Annotated in this window: 14 protein-coding genes; 4 read left to right on the top strand and 10 right to left on the bottom strand. The window is 60.0% G+C overall.

What is annotated here, in order from left to right:
* Nucleotides 1-46 precede the first annotated feature (46 nt).
* Both CYG48_RS21800 and CYG48_RS21795 read left to right on the top strand, forming a co-directional pair.
* Complete coding sequence (locus CYG48_RS21800) at nt 47-925, top strand: TIGR02587 family membrane protein (protein ID WP_118852739.1); 879 nt, start codon at nt 47-49, stop codon at nt 923-925.
* 10 nt (nt 926-935) lie between these two features.
* Nucleotides 936-1,343 carry a TIGR02588 family protein gene (locus tag CYG48_RS21795; RefSeq protein ID WP_118852738.1) on the top strand — a complete coding sequence of 136 codons (408 nt, stop codon included), beginning with the start codon at nt 936-938 and terminating at the stop codon, nt 1,341-1,343.
* A gap of 52 nt (nt 1,344-1,395) precedes the next feature.
* On the opposite strand, the gene CYG48_RS21790 is transcribed toward CYG48_RS21795, so the two are convergent.
* The 9 genes from CYG48_RS21790 to CYG48_RS21750 all read right to left on the bottom strand — a co-directional run bounded on the left by CYG48_RS21790 (nt 1,396) and on the right by CYG48_RS21750 (nt 11,459).
* The gene (locus CYG48_RS21790; protein ID WP_118852737.1) at nt 1,396-1,854 is read right to left on the bottom strand and encodes a hypothetical protein; all 459 of its coding nucleotides are present in this window, start codon (nt 1,852-1,854) and stop codon (nt 1,396-1,398) included.
* 112 nt (nt 1,855-1,966) lie between these two features.
* Nucleotides 1,967-3,016 carry a sn-glycerol-3-phosphate import ATP-binding protein UgpC gene (locus CYG48_RS21785; RefSeq protein ID WP_118852736.1) on the bottom strand — a complete coding sequence of 350 codons (1,050 nt, stop codon included), beginning with the start codon at nt 3,014-3,016 and terminating at the stop codon, nt 1,967-1,969.
* Nucleotides 3,016-3,864: a sn-glycerol-3-phosphate ABC transporter permease UgpE gene (gene ugpE, locus CYG48_RS21780; protein WP_118852735.1), complete on the bottom strand. Its 849-nt coding sequence runs from the start codon at nt 3,862-3,864 to the stop codon at nt 3,016-3,018. The genes CYG48_RS21785 and ugpE overlap by 1 nt, the downstream gene beginning before the upstream one ends.
* 9 nt (nt 3,865-3,873) lie before the next feature.
* Nucleotides 3,874-4,755, bottom strand: coding sequence for a sn-glycerol-3-phosphate ABC transporter permease UgpA (gene ugpA / locus CYG48_RS21775; RefSeq protein WP_118852734.1), 882 nt, complete (start codon nt 4,753-4,755; stop codon nt 3,874-3,876).
* Between the two features lie 63 nt (nt 4,756-4,818).
* A complete protein-coding gene (gene ugpB / locus CYG48_RS21770) occupies nt 4,819-6,123 on the bottom strand; it encodes a sn-glycerol-3-phosphate ABC transporter substrate-binding protein UgpB (RefSeq protein ID WP_118852733.1) in 1,305 nt (434 codons plus the stop codon).
* Between the two features lie 93 nt (nt 6,124-6,216).
* Nucleotides 6,217-7,041 carry an inositol monophosphatase family protein gene (locus tag CYG48_RS21765; RefSeq protein ID WP_118852732.1) on the bottom strand — a complete coding sequence of 275 codons (825 nt, stop codon included), beginning with the start codon at nt 7,039-7,041 and terminating at the stop codon, nt 6,217-6,219.
* Between the two features lie 23 nt (nt 7,042-7,064).
* On the bottom strand, nt 7,065-8,123 hold the full coding sequence (locus CYG48_RS21760; RefSeq protein ID WP_118852731.1) for an ABC transporter ATP-binding protein: 1,059 nt from the start codon (nt 8,121-8,123) through the stop codon (nt 7,065-7,067).
* Complete coding sequence (locus CYG48_RS21755) at nt 8,120-10,351, bottom strand: ABC transporter permease (protein ID WP_118852730.1); 2,232 nt, start codon at nt 10,349-10,351, stop codon at nt 8,120-8,122. The genes CYG48_RS21760 and CYG48_RS21755 overlap by 4 nt, the downstream gene beginning before the upstream one ends.
* Nucleotides 10,352-10,430: 79 nt before the next feature.
* Nucleotides 10,431-11,459, bottom strand: a complete 1,029-nt coding sequence (locus CYG48_RS21750) for an ABC transporter substrate-binding protein (RefSeq protein WP_118852729.1) — start codon at nt 11,457-11,459, stop codon at nt 10,431-10,433.
* Between the two features lie 180 nt (nt 11,460-11,639).
* On the opposite strand from CYG48_RS21750, the gene CYG48_RS21745 reads away from it, so the two are divergent.
* Nucleotides 11,640-12,647 (top strand): LacI family DNA-binding transcriptional regulator, encoded by a 1,008-nt coding sequence (locus CYG48_RS21745; protein ID WP_118852728.1) that lies wholly within the window; start codon nt 11,640-11,642, stop codon nt 12,645-12,647.
* On the opposite strand, the gene iolG is transcribed toward CYG48_RS21745, so the two are convergent.
* A complete protein-coding gene (iolG, locus tag CYG48_RS21740; protein WP_118852727.1) occupies nt 12,644-13,639 on the bottom strand; it encodes an inositol 2-dehydrogenase in 996 nt (331 codons plus the stop codon). The two genes, CYG48_RS21745 and iolG, sit on opposite strands and share 4 nt — an antisense overlap.
* A 92-nt stretch (nt 13,640-13,731) precedes the next feature.
* Here iolG and CYG48_RS21735 point away from each other — a divergent pair, with 92 nt between their 5' ends.
* Nucleotides 13,732-14,544: a MurR/RpiR family transcriptional regulator gene (locus CYG48_RS21735; protein WP_118852726.1), complete on the top strand. Its 813-nt coding sequence runs from the start codon at nt 13,732-13,734 to the stop codon at nt 14,542-14,544.
* Nucleotides 14,545-14,593: the final 49 nt, after the last annotated feature.

Here is a 14,593-nt window from a genome sequence, read left to right as displayed (position 1 = left end):
TTTCTTCGAGTTGGGAGTTTGCCTCCGCTTATGGGCGGAGACAACCTTGGGGACTGCAGCCAATTTCGGACAAGGGACGGATGATCCTCGTCAGTTCATAGTTGGACTGGCACGCGGCGCAGCTGGAGCGCTGCTGTTTGGCGTTCCCATGCTGATGACGATGGAACTCTGGCAGATGGGCTTCTACATCGATAGAAGTCGCCTTCTGCTTCTTCTGCTCGTCAACATTCCGCTTCTCATCCTTCTCGCCCGACGCATCGGCTTCGAGAAAACCACCGGCTGGCTCCAGGCAGTGCGTGATGCCGTGACCGCCTATGCGCTGGCGATCTTCATCAGCGCAGCCGTCCTGCTTCTCTTTGCCGATCTCAGACTTGAGCTGTCTCTATCAGCCGTGGTGGGGAAGGTCGCCATTCAGGCTGTGCCGGCCAGTATCGGAGCGTTGCTCGGCCGCGCCCAACTGCAAGGCGGGGGCGATAGCGGCAGCGATGATGAGGAAGACGAGGGAGGCGAGGCTGACTCCGGAACCCTGTCGTCCAGCTACAGTCATGAACTGTTCCTCATGGCGGTCGGTGCGCTGTTCCTCAACCTCAATGTCGCGCCGACGGAAGAGATCATCCTGATCGCCTACAAGATGTCGGGTTTCCACGCGCTCGCTTGCGTAGTAGTCTCGATCCTCATCATGCATGGCTTTGTTTATGCCGTAGCGTTCAAGGGTTCACACGAGCTGCCGCCGGATACGCCGTGGTGGCACGCGCTGATCCGCTTCACGCTTCCTGGCTATGTCGTCGCGATGGTGATCAGCCTCTATGTCCTGTGGACCTTCGGGAGGCTTGATGACACCGCGATGATGCAGGTGCTGATGGCGACGATCGTGTTGTCATTCCCCGGCGCGATCGGCGCCGCGGCTGCCCGTCTTATTCTGTAGCGAGTTGTTCATGTCCAAGACCTCCAAACCGAGTATCGAATCGCAAGAACCACACTGGATCGAATGGGCGACCGGGGTGGTTTCCGGTCTTCTGGTACTGGGACTGATCGGTTGGGTCGGGTACGACGCGGTTACCAAGGAACAGGCGCCGCCGGATTTTAGGATCGAGGCCACGCCTGCGGAGCCGACGAGCGCCGGCTATCGCATCCGCTTCGACATTACCAATACCTCGACGACAACCGCAGCTGCCGTCAATGTACGCGGAGAGGCGAGGAAGGCAGACGGGACCGTGGAAGGTGCTGAGACGACTTTCGATTATGTGCCAGCGGGCTCGAGCGCGTCGGGTGCACTCATTTTCTCCCAAGATCCCACGGGCCTGGTGGTCAAGATACGGGCGGCCGGCTACACCGAGCCGTGATGCGTCTTTGAAGGGAAGATCGCGGAACCAGGGCTCCGCGATCTCGCGCCTATTATCGGGTTAGTCCCCAGATGTAGCCGATCAGCGCTGCAATGCCCACGGCTGCCAGCGGGCGCTTCCGAACCCGGTCCCGAACATCATCCAGCACGACCTCCGCTTCAGACTGCGCTACCCGCACGGAAGCATAACCGATTTCCGCAGCGCTTTCGCGGAGGCGGGCGACTTCGCGGCGAAGAGCCTGCACTTCCTCGGATGCTTCGGTCGCTGAGCCTGCATAAGAACCAGTATCGCCAGAGGCGGCCAAAGCTTCGGCCACACGTGGGCTTTCATCACTGTTGGATTCTGCAGGGCCTACGCCCGTGGGAATGGACGTGCGTGTGGTCGAAACCGGGTCGGATGCGGGAAAGGTGTCCTTCAAGCCCTTGTCGAGCTCGGCATCCGCCGGCTGGCGGTTTTGCGCTGCCTGTTCCTGTTCAAGTGCTACAACTGCTGGGCTTTTCTGCGGCGCCATGTGTTATCCTCCAGATCTGGCTTAGAAACACATGAGCAACCCCGAGGTTCCGCTTGGAACACGATGCAGTTGCGGAAGACGAGCGCCTTCTGAAGACGCTCGCCCACAAGCATTAAGCGGCAGTGCGCTTTCCATCTTTATCAAAGAGATGGAAGCGGCTTGGATCGGCCGTCAGTGTCATCTTCTCGCCGATCTGGATGCCGGAGCGCCCGGCAACGCGGAAGACGATCGGGCTGCCATCCGCAGTGGTCGCATGAACGTAGCTTTCGGCGCCCACCAGTTCGACGGCGACAACCTGAACCTCTGCGGCAAGCTGTCCCGCCATATCTCCCGAGGCAATGACAAGGTCCTCCGGGCGGATGCCGATCGTCACGGCCTGCGGCGGCAGGCCTGCTCCTGCCGGAATATTCCAACCGGAGCCATTGCCGAGCTTCATCAGGTTCATGGACGGCGAACCAATGAAGGTGGCAACGAAGGTCGTCGCCGGCTTTTCGTAAAGTTCAATCGGCGTTCCGACCTGCTCGATCCGCCCCGCGTTCAGCACGACAAGCCGATCCGCCAGCGTCATCGCTTCCATCTGGTCGTGCGTGACGTAAATCGAGGTCGTTGCGAGCGAACGCTGCAGGCGGCGAATTTCCACCCGCATCTGGACACGCAGCTTCGCGTCGAGGTTCGACAAAGGTTCGTCAAACAGGAAGGCCGCGGGCTTGCGCACGATCGCACGTCCCATGGCGACGCGCTGACGCTGGCCGCCCGAGAGCTGGCGCGGCTTGCGCTCAAGGAAAGGCTCGATTTCCAGCGCACGTGCGGCTTCCGTGATCCGTCGGTCGATCTCGTCCTTCGATGTGTTGCGGTTCTTCAAGCCGTAGGCAAGGTTCTGGCGAACCGTCATATGCGGGTACAGGGCGTAGTTCTGGAATACCATCGCGATGTCACGCTCGGCCGGCTCCAGATCGTTGACGCGCTTGCCCGCGATCGTCACCTCGCCAGACGAGATGCTCTCCAGCCCGGCAACCATGCGCAGCAGCGTCGACTTTCCGCAGCCCGAGGGGCCAACGAGAACGATCATTTCGCCATCTTCGATGTCCAGCGAGACGCCTTTGATCGCCTCGACGCCGCCGGCATAGACCTTGCGGACGTCCTTGAGTTCGATAGTTGCCATTACTTTTCAGTCTCCACTAATCCTTTGACGAACCAGCGCTGCATCAGCACCACCACGATGACGGGGGGGATGATCGCCAGGATCGCAGTCACCATGACGTAGTTCCAGGGGGTCGACGCATCTGCAAAGTCGACCATGCGGCGCAAGCCGATGATGATCGTGTTCATCTCTGCCCTGTCGGTCACGAGCAGCGGCCAAAGATACTGTGTCCAGCCGTAGATAAAGAGGATCACGAACAGCGCCGCGATATTGGTGGTCGAGAGCGGCAGCAGGATATCCCGCATGAAGCGGAATGGTCCTGCATTGTCGATCCGGGCGGCCTCGACCATTTCACCAGGAATGGTGAGGAAGAACTGCCGAAACAGGAAGGTCGCCGTTGCCGAAGCCATTAGCGGCAGCGTCAAACCGGCATAGGTGTTCAGGAGACCAAGATCCACGATGACCTTGTAGGTCGGCAGGATGCGCACCTCGACCGGCAGCATCAGCGTTACGAAGATCATCCAGAAGAAGATCATGCGGAACGGGAAGCGGAAGAAGACGATCGCAAAGGCGGACAGGAAGGAGATGATGATCTTGCCAATCGCAATCGCCATGGCGACGACGAAGCTGTTGAACAGCAGGCGCTCGAGGCTGACGCCGACAACGCGCTCGACGCCGCCGGAGATCGACTCCTTGTAGTTCTCCATCATGTGGCCGCCCGGCACCAACGCCAGCGGTGGGCGGATGATATCCGTCGACGTCGCCGTGGAGGCGATGAAGGTATAGTATATCGGGAAGGCGACGATGATGATGCCGATGATCAGCATCATATGTGCCGTGAAGGTCGCCAGTGGGCGGTTTTCAATCATTGTTCCACCTCAACCGTAATGAACGCGCCGCTCGACAAAGCGGAACTGGAAGGCGGTCAGGGCGATGACGATCACCATCAGCACGACGGACTGGGCAGCCGAGGAGCCGAGGTTCAGGTTCACGAAACCGTCGTTATAGACCTTATAGACAAGCGTTTCCGTCGCCTTGGCCGGGCCGCCGCCTGTCACGGCGTGGATGATGCCGAAAGTGTCGAAGAAGGCGTAGACGGTGTTGACGACGAGCAGGAAGAAGGTCGTGGGCGCCAAAAGCGGGAAAACGATCGTCCAGAAACGCCGCATGCCACGCGCACCATCAATTGCCGCTGCCTCGAGCAGTGACTTCGGAATGGCCTGCAAGCCGGCGACGAAGAAGAGGAAATTGTAGCTGATCTGCTTCCAGGCTGCGGCAACAACCACAAGGGTCATGGCCTGATCACCGTTCAGAAGCGGATCCCATGCGATGCCATTGCGCCTCAGGAGATAGGCGAGGGTGCCCATGGCCGGGTTGAACATGAAGAGCCAGAGCATGCCGGCGACCGCGGGCGCGACAGCATAGGGGATAATCATCATGGTGCGGTAGAAGCCCTTGCCGCGAACAACAAGGTCTGCCGCGGTGGCAAGCAGCAAGGCCACGCCCATGGAAAGCAACGCAGTCGCCAGGCTGAAGACAACCGTCACCTGAAGCGAATGCAGATAGTTTTGATCTGCGAATATGGCGGAGAAGTTCGCCAGTCCCACAAAAGCGCTCTGCAGACCGAAAGGATCTTCCCGCATCGTCGACTGATACAAAGCCTGGCTTGCGGGCCAGAAGAAAAACACGACGGTCAGGATGATTTGCGGGGCGACGAGAAAATAGGGAAGTATTTTGTTGGGAAAGACGACTGTTTGCACGGGCAGGCTCCGTTGGAATGCGGGTGGATCACCCGCGCCAGAGACGCGGGTGATCCAAGGCGATTACTTTCCGATCGCCTGCTGGATGGCAGCGTTGCCTCGTTCGACAGCCTTGTCCAAGGCGGCCTTCGCGTCCTGCTTGCCAGCAAGCATGGCTTCGAATTCCTCGTTCAAGATGTCGCGCACCTGTGGCAGGTTGACCAGACGTACACCCTTGGAATTTTCCGTCGGTGCCTTGCCCATCATTTGCGAGATCGGAGTTTCGCGGCCAGGGTTCTTTTCATAGAAGCCGGACTTCTTGGTTTCCTCGTAGGCAGCGAGCGTGACCGGGAGATAACCCGACACCTGGTGCAGGCGAGCCTGGATCTCGGTCTGCGAGAGGAAGTTGAAGAACTCAGCGGTGCCCTTGTATTCGGCATCGCTCTTGCCGGCAAAGACCCAGAGGCTGGCGCCGCCCGGGGTGGTGTTCTGCGGACGACCTTCACCTTCGTAATAAGGAAGCTGGCCGATACCGTAGTTCATGCCGCTCTTGACGATGTCGCCGAGACCGCCGGAGGATTCCGTCAGGATAGCGCATTCGCCGGAGGTGAAGAGCTGCTTGGCTTCCGAGGTACGACCGCCGTAGCGGAACGTGCCGTCCTTGGCGAGTGCAGCGATCGACTCGAAGTGCTTCACGAATATATCGGAGTTGAAGGCGAGCTTCACATCCGTGCCGGCCAGGCCGTTCTCGTTGCTGCCGTAGGACACGTTGTTCCAGGCAGCAAAGTTTTCGGTCTGGATCCAGGTGAGCCAAGTGGAGGTCATGCCGCACTGTGCGGCACCGCTGGTCTTGATCTTCTTGGCTGCTTCAAAGACTTCCGGCCAAGTCTTAGGCGGGTTTTCTGCATCGAGGCCAGCCTTCTGGAAGACGTCCTTGTTGTAGTACATGATCGGCGAAGACGAGTTGTACGGGAAGGACAGCATGGTGCCATCCGGCTTCGAATAATAAGCAACGATGCCCGGCAGGTACTGCGACTTGTCGAACTTGAAGCCGCCCTGCGTCAGGACGTCTGCAACCGGAACGATGGCGCCTTCAGCGCCCATCATAACGCCGGTGCCGACGTCGAAGACCTGGATGATTGTCGGCGGCTGCTTTGCACGGAATGCAGCAATGCCGGCATTCAGCGTTTCAGGATAGCTGCCCTTGAAGACCGGAACGATCTTGTAGTCCTTGTGAGCTTCGTTGAACTCCTTGGCAAGTTGCTCAACCACTTCGTTGTTGGCGCCGGTCATAGCGTGCCACCACTGAATTTCGGTCACAGCCATGGCGCTGGACGCCATCAGCAGAGACGTGGTGGCAGTGATTGCCGAGGCTAAGGCGATTTTCATGGACGTTTTCCTCCCTTTTCCATGATGACAGAGGTATTCAAAATCCCTCTGTAGCGGTCGCGCGTTTCGACGAACGTCACGACCGAATGCGAATTATGCGGCTGCAACGTCCTTCGACGTGAGCCCTGCAATACGTTTGATGTCCTCCACCGCGCCGGGTCCGGCTGCTAGCACGGGCGCTCCCTTGGTCAGCCGCTCCCCTTCAACCGGGAATGGCAGGTGCCATCCTCCGGCCTCCTGTACGATGCAGTATCCGCCGAGGCAATCCCAAGCGTGCATATAAGGTTCGTAATACCCAACAAGGCGACCGGCTGCGACGTAAGCGAGCATTAGCGCTCCCGAACCAAGCCGCAGGAAGTTTCCGCCGCTCTCCATAAGATCGGAAATAATCTTTCCAACGAACTCCGGAGAGACGTGGTGATTGGCTCCTATCCCGGTCGGCGTGTTGCGAATCGTCTTGTGGGCGGCAATCGAGAGAGCGACCCCGTTGAGGCGCGCGCCTTGCCCTTCGGCGGCCGAATATAGCTCATCCGCACAAGGGACATGGATGACGCCGACAACCGGCTTCTGCTCATGCAGGACCGCAATCGATACACACCAGTTCGGCATTCCATTGACGAACGGGCTTGTTCCGTCGATCGGATCGACCACCCAGGTGTAACCGGAACTGCCCGACGCAAGACCGTATTCCTCACCAAGGAAGCCGTCGTCGGGAAATGCGTTCAGCACGCGCTCGCGAATGATATTCTCCACGTCCCGATCCGCGATCGAAACGACATCCTGAGGGTCTGCCTTTGTCTCTATGACGAGCGATTCGCGTTTCTGGAAATAGTCGAAGGCAACCGCGCCTGCTTCGCGTGCGATCTTCTCTGCCAGAGCATGCCGCTCCAGAATCTGCGTGGATGTTGATGAGGTCATGTCAGTTTTTCCTGATGGGGCGGTCAGTCAAGGATCAACGCGATGCCGCGTGTCTTGAGACCAATGGAAACACGTGTTCCCGGCGATAGCGGCCGATCCACCATGGGATCGACGACAAAAAGCGTTCCGCCGCTTGTTTCCGCTTCGTACTCGATGTGGTCGCCGAGATAGGCCGCGTGGCTGATGCGGCCCGCAAAGGCCGCATCATCGGCGGGTTCGAGGGTTATCGCGCTCGGCCGCACCGCAAGCTTGCCGCGACCTGCCCGTGCACCGCGCGCGGGCACAACATGCTGAAGTCCTTCAATGGAGACGGTCGCCTGAGCGCCCGAAACATCAATGATTTCGCAGGGCAGGACATTTGCCTCGCCGATGAAGTCCGCGATGAAGGAGGAAGCCGGCGCCTCGTACAGATCGCGCGGGCTCCCTTCCTGGGCGATCTCACCGTCTTTCATCACCACGATCTTGTCTGACACGGCGAGCGCCTCGTCCTGGTCGTGCGTCACATAGACCGCGGTGAACTGCAGCCGCTGCTGCAAGTCGCGGATTTCGGTGCGCACACGCCGGCGCAGCCGCGCGTCGAGGTTGGAGAGCGGTTCGTCGAGAAGCAGGACCTGCGGTTCGAGCACAAGGGCACGGGCAACGGCGACACGCTGCTGCTGGCCACCTGAAAGCTCCGCCGGAAGGCGGTTGCCAAGACCGGCAAGGCCGACAAGTTCCAGTCCGTGCTCTGCCTTCTGCCGCGCCTCCTTCTTGTTCATACCCGACGACTGCAGACCGTAGGCGACGTTTTCCAGCGAGTTCATGTGCGGAAACAGCGCGTAGGACTGAAACACCATCGAGACATCGCGCTCGTTGGCCGGCAGCATGGTGACATCCTTGCCGCCAATGATGATGCGCCCTGCTGTTGGGTGTTCTAGACCGGCCAGCATCCGCAAAGTCGTCGTCTTGCCGCAGCCGGATGGCCCGAGCAGCGTCACGAGCGTTCCCGGATCGACCGTCAGCGTCAGGTCATGGATCGCCGTGAACGCCCCGAAGGTCTTGCGCACGTTCTGGAATACGACGGAGCCCGAACTGGGATTCATGCGGTCTTCTCCTGTGAAAACGCGGGCACTTCAGGTTTCGCAAGGCCGGCAACACGGTTCTCGCGGCGCAGCCGTCGTTCGCCGACAAGCAACTGGAAGGCCAGGATGACGACGACCATCACCACGATCAGCATCGAGGAGTAGGCGATCGCTACGCCGTATTCGCCATTCTCGACGAGGCCGACGATGTAGGAGGTGGCCATGTTGTATTCCGCGCTGACGAGGAAGATCACCGCGCTGATGGAAGTAATTGCCCGGACGAACGAATAGACCAGTGCCGCGGTAATAGCCGGGCGCAACAGCGGAAGGATCACCTTGGTAATGGTGCGGAAGCTGTTTGCGCGGAGCGTGATGGACGCTTCGTCGAGGCTCTTGTCGAGCTGGCTCATGGCAGCAACGCCGCCGCGAACGCCCACCGGCATGTTCCGGAACACGAAGCAGGCGATGAGGATCAAGGCCGTGCCGGTCATTTCCAGCGGCGGCAGATTGAAGGCCATGATGTAGCTGATGCCGATAACCGTGCCGGGGATGGCAAAGCTCATCATCAGCGCGAACTCAAACAGATTCCGGCCCACGAACTTCTGCCGCACGATGACATAAGCAGTCGCCAGACCGACGATCGCGGTGAGGGGTGCCGAGATCAGCGCGATCTCCATCGTCGTCCAGAAGGAGTTCCAGGCGACGCCGGTCCAGGCAATGGAGCCGTCGCGGATGGTAACGGAGAATGCCTTGGCGTAGTGGGTCAGGGTCAGCGTGTTGTCGAGGCCCCAGGTTTTGACGAAGCCGCCGAAGATGATCATGCCGTAGACCACGAGCGTGAAGATCATCCACGGAATAACGACCATGTGCACGGCGACCGAGAGCGGGCGTGGCAGCGAGATGTGCTGGCCGCTGTCACCCTTGCCGGTGACGGTCGCGAAGTTCTTGCCCGCGAGCCACAGCCGCTGCACGAGGAAGGCCGAGAGCGTGAAGCAGAGCAGGATCATGGCGAGGACCGCGGCGCGCGCCGGGTCGTTCTGGGAGCCTACGACTGCGAAGAAGATTTCCGTCGACAGCACCCCGTGGCTGCCGCCAAGCACCAGCGGGTTGCCGAAATCCGCCATGCTTTCGATGAAGCCGATCAGGAAAGCGTTGGCGATGCCGGGCTTCATGAGAGGAAGCGACACTCGCCAGAAGGTGCGCCAGCGGTTTGCACGCAGCGTCTGCGATGCCTCTTCCATCGAGGGGCTGACGCCTTCAACGACGCCGATCAGAACCAGGAAGGAGATCGGCGTAAACGACAGCACCTGCGCGATCCAGATGCCAGTCAGGCCATACAGCCAGCGGCTGGGCTCGACGCCAAAGAGAGAGGAAAGGCCTTGGGTGACCACACCCGCACGACCGAACAACAACGTCAGGGCAAGGCCGATCACAAAGGGCGGGGTGATGATCGGCAAGACGGTAAGGAGGCGCAAGCCCTTCTTGAACGGGAAGCGGGTGCGCGTGGCAACGAGTGCGAAAGCCAGCCCCAGCGCCGTCGACCCAGCGGCCGTCATGATGGCGAGGAAGAAGGTTCTCCAGGCGACACCGCAGCGTTGCCCGCCGATCACGCAATCAAGGCTCCAAATCGAGGGATCGGTGATGCTGCGCGTGAAGCCGTCGAAGTTCACCGAGCCGTCGAAGTCCTGGAATGCGCCGACGAACATGCTTCCGATCGGGTAAAAGACGAAGATCGCAACCAGGAAGATCAGCAGCGCGATGATCGACACGACGAAAGCATCACCGCGCATTACGCCTTGCTCAGCAAGGCCAAACGAAAAGATGAGGATGAAGGCGAATGCCGTGACGACCGCGCCGGCGCCCATGGAAGGCTGCCCGTTCGCAAGTTGGCCGAACAGGGTCTCGCTGATTGTCCAGGTCCAGCCGGTCGCGCCGATCGCCAATCCCTGAAGGGCAAGCAGGAAGATCCCGATTCCCCCCGCCCAAGCGAGCAGGCGTCCACGCCGCATCGGTTCAGTGACAAACCGTGCAGCAAATGCCCCGGCAAGCGCCGCGAATACCGCAAGGAGCCACCAGCGGCCATGCAGGAAAAGCTGCAGAATACCGGGCGCAGTCGCATCCGTTTGCGGGAAGTCCCCGAGCCATGAGAAGGAGTAGAAACCTCGTTCGATCCGGTACCACGGCAGCAGGATCGCAGCTGCCACGGCTACCGCCAGCACGAGGTTCAGTCTTCGGTTGCGATTGTTCATGGTGTTCGGGGCTTTCGGGCGCAGAAACGATCAGTACCGCGCCGCCACCGAATGGCGGCGCGGTACCCATGAAACAACGTTAGTTGGCGTTTGCCCCGATCTCCCGGTCCCAACGCTCCAGCAGCCTCTTGCGGGTTGCGGGATCACCATAGGTGGCGAAGTCGTAGTCGATCAGCTTGATCTCTTCGAACTTCGGAGCTTCCTTCGGAACCTCTGCCTTGGAGTTCGACGGGAGCTGGAAGGACTTGGCGTCCTTCATGTGCGACTGAACCTCAGCCTTCAGAGCCCAGTCGTACCATTTCTTGGCATTCTCCATGTTACGGGCGCCCTTGACGATCGACATGGAGCCGATTTCGTAACCAGTGCCCTCGCAAGGTGCGACAGACTTGACGGGGAAGCCTTCAACCACCTGCGAAACAGCATCGTGCATGAAGACGACACCCACGGCCGTTTCGCCGCGCGCTGCTGCCTTCACCGGTGCCGAACCAGACTTGGTGTACTGGGAAATGTTGTCGTTGAGCTTCTTCAGATATTCGTAGGCCTTTTCCTCGCCCATGATCTGAACAAGCGTTGCAAGCGCCGTGTAAGCCGTACCCGAAGAATTCGGGTTTGCCATCTGGATTTCGCCCTTCAGCGATGGATCCAAGAGGTCAGCCCAGCACTTCGGCTCCTTGAAGTTCTTCTGCTTGAAGATGTCGGTGTTGTAGCCCCAGCCAAGAGCGCCGGCATAAACGCCGACCGTCTTGAAGCCAGAGGCTTCCGCCTGCTTCTGCGCCCAGTCCTGTAGTTCCGGAAGCATGGGCGACTTGTATTCCAAAGTCAGGTTTTCGGATGCTGCCTGCAGATGCGGGTCGCCCGTTCCACCCCACCAGACGTCAGTCTTCGGGTTGCGCGCTTCGGCGCGGATCTTCGCATAGGTTTCACCGGAAGAAAGTCGCACCATGTTGACCTGGATGCTAGTTTCCTTCTGGAACATCTGCTGAAGCATCTCGCAGATGACGACGTCGGCAGAGCAAATAAGATTGAGTTCCTCGGCTGCGCGGGATGCCGGTGCATTCATCACCAAACCCGACGCAAACGCAGTTGCTGCCATGAGTGCAAGACGCATGTGTTCTCCTCCCTGTTGTTGGTGACGCCTCCACATCACCCGCTTTGCAAGCGTGTGCAATCGTTCCATGTGATGGCTCTGGTTGTCAACATGATTCAATCGACCGTTGTTAACGACCGCGGTTAACCTCTGTGTTGCACTGGCTTGCAAAAGGCGGCATGAACAGGCGGGGAGGTGGCGATGAGCCGCAAGATCTACGTCAGCGCGAAGGAAGTTGCGGAGCGAGCCGGTGTCTCGAGATCGGCTGTTTCAAGGACTTTTACGCCGGGTGCCAGCGTTTCCGCGGAGACGCGGCGGCGCGTGACGGAGGCTGCCCACGAGCTCGGATACCATGTCAATCATCTCGCCCGCGGCTTGATGCGCAACGAGAGCGGCATCGTCTGCCTCATCGTGTCAGAGATGGATACGCCGTATCGCGCCAGCCTGGTGCGGGCGCTCACCCGTCGGCTGCAGAGCCAGTCGAAAGTCGCAATGCTTATCAACACCGATCGTTCCGACAGCAGCGTCGACCAGGCCCTGAAGCAAGCTATCAGCTACCGTGCCGATGCCTCGATCATCCTCTCCGGCATGCCGGATCGCTCAATAACGGACCTCTGTCTGCGCAGCGGCCAGCGCCTGGTGTTGATCAACCGCGATGAGGATCGGGATGGCGCCCTGATGATCAATCTCGATGATCAAGAGGCTGCACGTCGCGCGTTGTCGGCCTTTCTAGAGGCTGGCTGCCGCAGCTTTGCCTTTGCGAATTCCGAAGTGATGACGCCGAGCCTGATGGCCCGCGAGGTCGGATTTCAAGCCGCTGCGCGCGAGAAGGGGCTGGAGGTGACGGTCGAGCGCTATGGATCGACGACCTACCAGAGCGGCGTCGTTCTAGCCGAGCGTATGCTGGAGCGGGAACACAGGCCGGACGCCATCTTCTGCGCCAACGACCTGATTGCCTGCGGCGTGATGGATGTCGCGCGCCACCGCTACAAGTTGGCTGTACCCGAAGACCTCTGCGTCATCGGTTTCGACAACATTGAGCAGGCAGCATGGTCATCCTACCAACTGACGACCTTTGCGCAGCCGGTAGAAGAGATCGCCGTGCGGGCGGTGGAGTGGCTGAGCGACCACAGGCCGGTCGAGATCCATTCGCACCGGCTCGGGACGCAGTTGATCTGGCGCGGCTCCGTCCGCGAGGCGAAATCCTAGTAGGAGACGCGTACCGCTACGCCTTCCTTGGCGGCGCGAAGCGCTGCATCCGCCAAGGCCAAGGCAACCACACCATCTTCGGCAGAGGGTGACGCAGCGGTTCCGCTCGTAACGCAGTCTATGAAGGCAGCGATCTCCGCAGCATAGGCCGCCGTGTAGCGCGTCATGAAGAAATCATGCAGCGGCGGGCGCGTGTAGCCGTCCTTGTTGGCAATCTCGATCGAGACCGGCCGCTGGTTTTCGGCGGCTACGGAGCCGAGCGATCCATGCACCTCGATGCGCTGGTCGTAGCCATAGCTCGCGCGCCGCGAGTTGGAGATGATGGCCTGCTTGCCGCTCTTCGTGGTCAGGATCAGGCTTGCGCTGTCATAATCGCCGAGTTCGCCAATTTTCGGGTCGACGAGGTTGGAACCCGAGGCCATGACCGTCTCGATCTCCTCGCCAAGCAGGAAGCGCGCCATGTCGAAGTCGTGGATGGTCATGTCGCGGAAGATGCCGCCCGACACCTTGATATATTCAGCCGGTGGCGGACCCGGATCGCGGCTGGTGATCGTCACCATCTCCACCGTGCCGATCTTGCCGTCATCGATCGCCCTGCGCACAGCTTGGAAATGCGGATCAAAACGTCGGTTGAAGCCGAGCATGATCTTGGCGCCGGTCTCGCGGACGACTTCCACGCAAGCCTTGGCACGCGCGGCATCGAGATCGATCGGCTTTTCACAGAAGACGGCCTTGCCGGCTGTGGCGAAGCGCTCGATGAGGTCGGCATGGGTGTTGGTCGGGGTACAAATGATCACGGCGTCGATGTCGCCATCGGCTTCGACGGCCTCTATCGTGCTGACCTTGCAGCCGGTGCTGTCGGCAATCGCTTGCGCCGCGTCTGCCATGGCGTCAACAACCGCGACAAGTTTCGCGCGCTTGTCTTCCGCAATCGCGCGCGCATGCACCTTGCCGATCCGGCCTGCGCCAAGAAGCGCCAATCTTACAACCATGATTTCCTCCCTGCCCAAACTGAAGTTTGGAATAGAAATTCCATTCTGCTAGATTGCAGCCTTATCTGTGTCAAGGCGGCGGGAGTAGGGGAATGCAGGAGAGGGCGCCGGACAGCATCGCGCAGTTCGATGAGCGGCTGATGGATGTGGCCGAAAGCCTGCCGAAGCGGCTGAGGCAATGCGCGGAATATGTCGCAGCGAACAAGGACCGCATCGCGATCTCCACGGTGGCCGAACTGGCGGAAGGGGCGGGTGTGCAGCCGTCGGCCTTCATGCGCTTCTGCCGCATCCTCGGGTTCTCCGGCTTCTCGGATATGCAGCGGTTATTCCGGGAATCCTACACCGCCGGCTGGCCGGATTATTCCACCAGGCTGAAGAACCTGCGGCAAAAAGCCGAAGGCAGCCCTGCGGCGCTGCTTGCCGAATTCGTGGACGTCGGTCGCGTTTCGCTGGAGAACCTCCTGAAGACAGTGGACTCGAAGGCGCTGGGCGCAGCGGTGGAGGTGCTTGCGAAGGCGGAGATGATCCACATCATCGGCCTCAGGCGCTCTTATCCGGTGGCAAGTTATATCGCTTACGCGTTCGAGAAGATGAACGTGCCAGCGATGCTGCATTCCGGAGTGGGCGGGCTCGACAACCGCAACGCCATCCGCGCGAATGATGTGCTGCTTGCGGTGACCTTCTCCCCTTATGCAGCCGAAACCATCGAGATGGTGGAGGCAGTTGGAAGGCGTGGCATCCCGGTCGTTGCCATGACCGATACGATCGTTAGTCCGCTGAGGCGGTTCGATGCGATCACCCTTTCCGTTTCCGAGGTGGATTTCGGCGCCTTCCGCTCCCTATCGGCAACCTTGTGCCTCGCTATTACCCTCTCAGTTGCGGTCGGCACGGCGCGATCACCGTGAACGTTTGTGTTGCGAACGTAAGAAATGGAATTTATGATCCATTTGTGAA

The sequence above is a fragment of the Neorhizobium sp. SOG26 genome, from assembly GCF_003491345.1.
GTDB lineage: Bacteria > Pseudomonadota > Alphaproteobacteria > Rhizobiales > Rhizobiaceae > Neorhizobium > Neorhizobium turbinariae.
This window is presented reverse-complemented; position numbering and strand designations above follow the sequence as displayed.

What these genes read in the sequence shown, in the direction of transcription:
- CYG48_RS21795 (WP_118852738.1), top strand. Translation starts at nt 936, where the DNA reads ATGTCCAAGACCTCCAAACCGAGTATCGAATCGCAAGAACCACACTGG.
- CYG48_RS21790 (WP_118852737.1), bottom strand. Translation starts at nt 1,854, where the DNA reads ATGGCGCCGCAGAAAAGCCCAGCAGTTGTAGCACTTGAACAGGAACAG.
- CYG48_RS21785 (WP_118852736.1), bottom strand. Translation starts at nt 3,016, where the DNA reads ATGGCAACTATCGAACTCAAGGACGTCCGCAAGGTCTATGCCGGCGGC.
- ugpE (WP_118852735.1), bottom strand. Translation starts at nt 3,864, where the DNA reads ATGATTGAAAACCGCCCACTGGCGACCTTCACGGCACATATGATGCTG.
- ugpB (WP_118852733.1), bottom strand. Translation starts at nt 6,123, where the DNA reads ATGAAAATCGCCTTAGCCTCGGCAATCACTGCCACCACGTCTCTGCTG.
- CYG48_RS21765 (WP_118852732.1), bottom strand. Translation starts at nt 7,041, where the DNA reads ATGACCTCATCAACATCCACGCAGATTCTGGAGCGGCATGCTCTGGCA.
- CYG48_RS21760 (WP_118852731.1), bottom strand. Translation starts at nt 8,123, where the DNA reads ATGAATCCCAGTTCGGGCTCCGTCGTATTCCAGAACGTGCGCAAGACC.
- CYG48_RS21755 (WP_118852730.1), bottom strand. Translation starts at nt 10,351, where the DNA reads ATGAACAATCGCAACCGAAGACTGAACCTCGTGCTGGCGGTAGCCGTG.
- CYG48_RS21750 (WP_118852729.1), bottom strand. Translation starts at nt 11,459, where the DNA reads ATGCGTCTTGCACTCATGGCAGCAACTGCGTTTGCGTCGGGTTTGGTG.
- CYG48_RS21745 (WP_118852728.1), top strand. Translation starts at nt 11,640, where the DNA reads ATGAGCCGCAAGATCTACGTCAGCGCGAAGGAAGTTGCGGAGCGAGCC.
- iolG (WP_118852727.1), bottom strand. Translation starts at nt 13,639, where the DNA reads ATGGTTGTAAGATTGGCGCTTCTTGGCGCAGGCCGGATCGGCAAGGTG.
- CYG48_RS21735 (WP_118852726.1), top strand. Translation starts at nt 13,732, where the DNA reads ATGCAGGAGAGGGCGCCGGACAGCATCGCGCAGTTCGATGAGCGGCTG.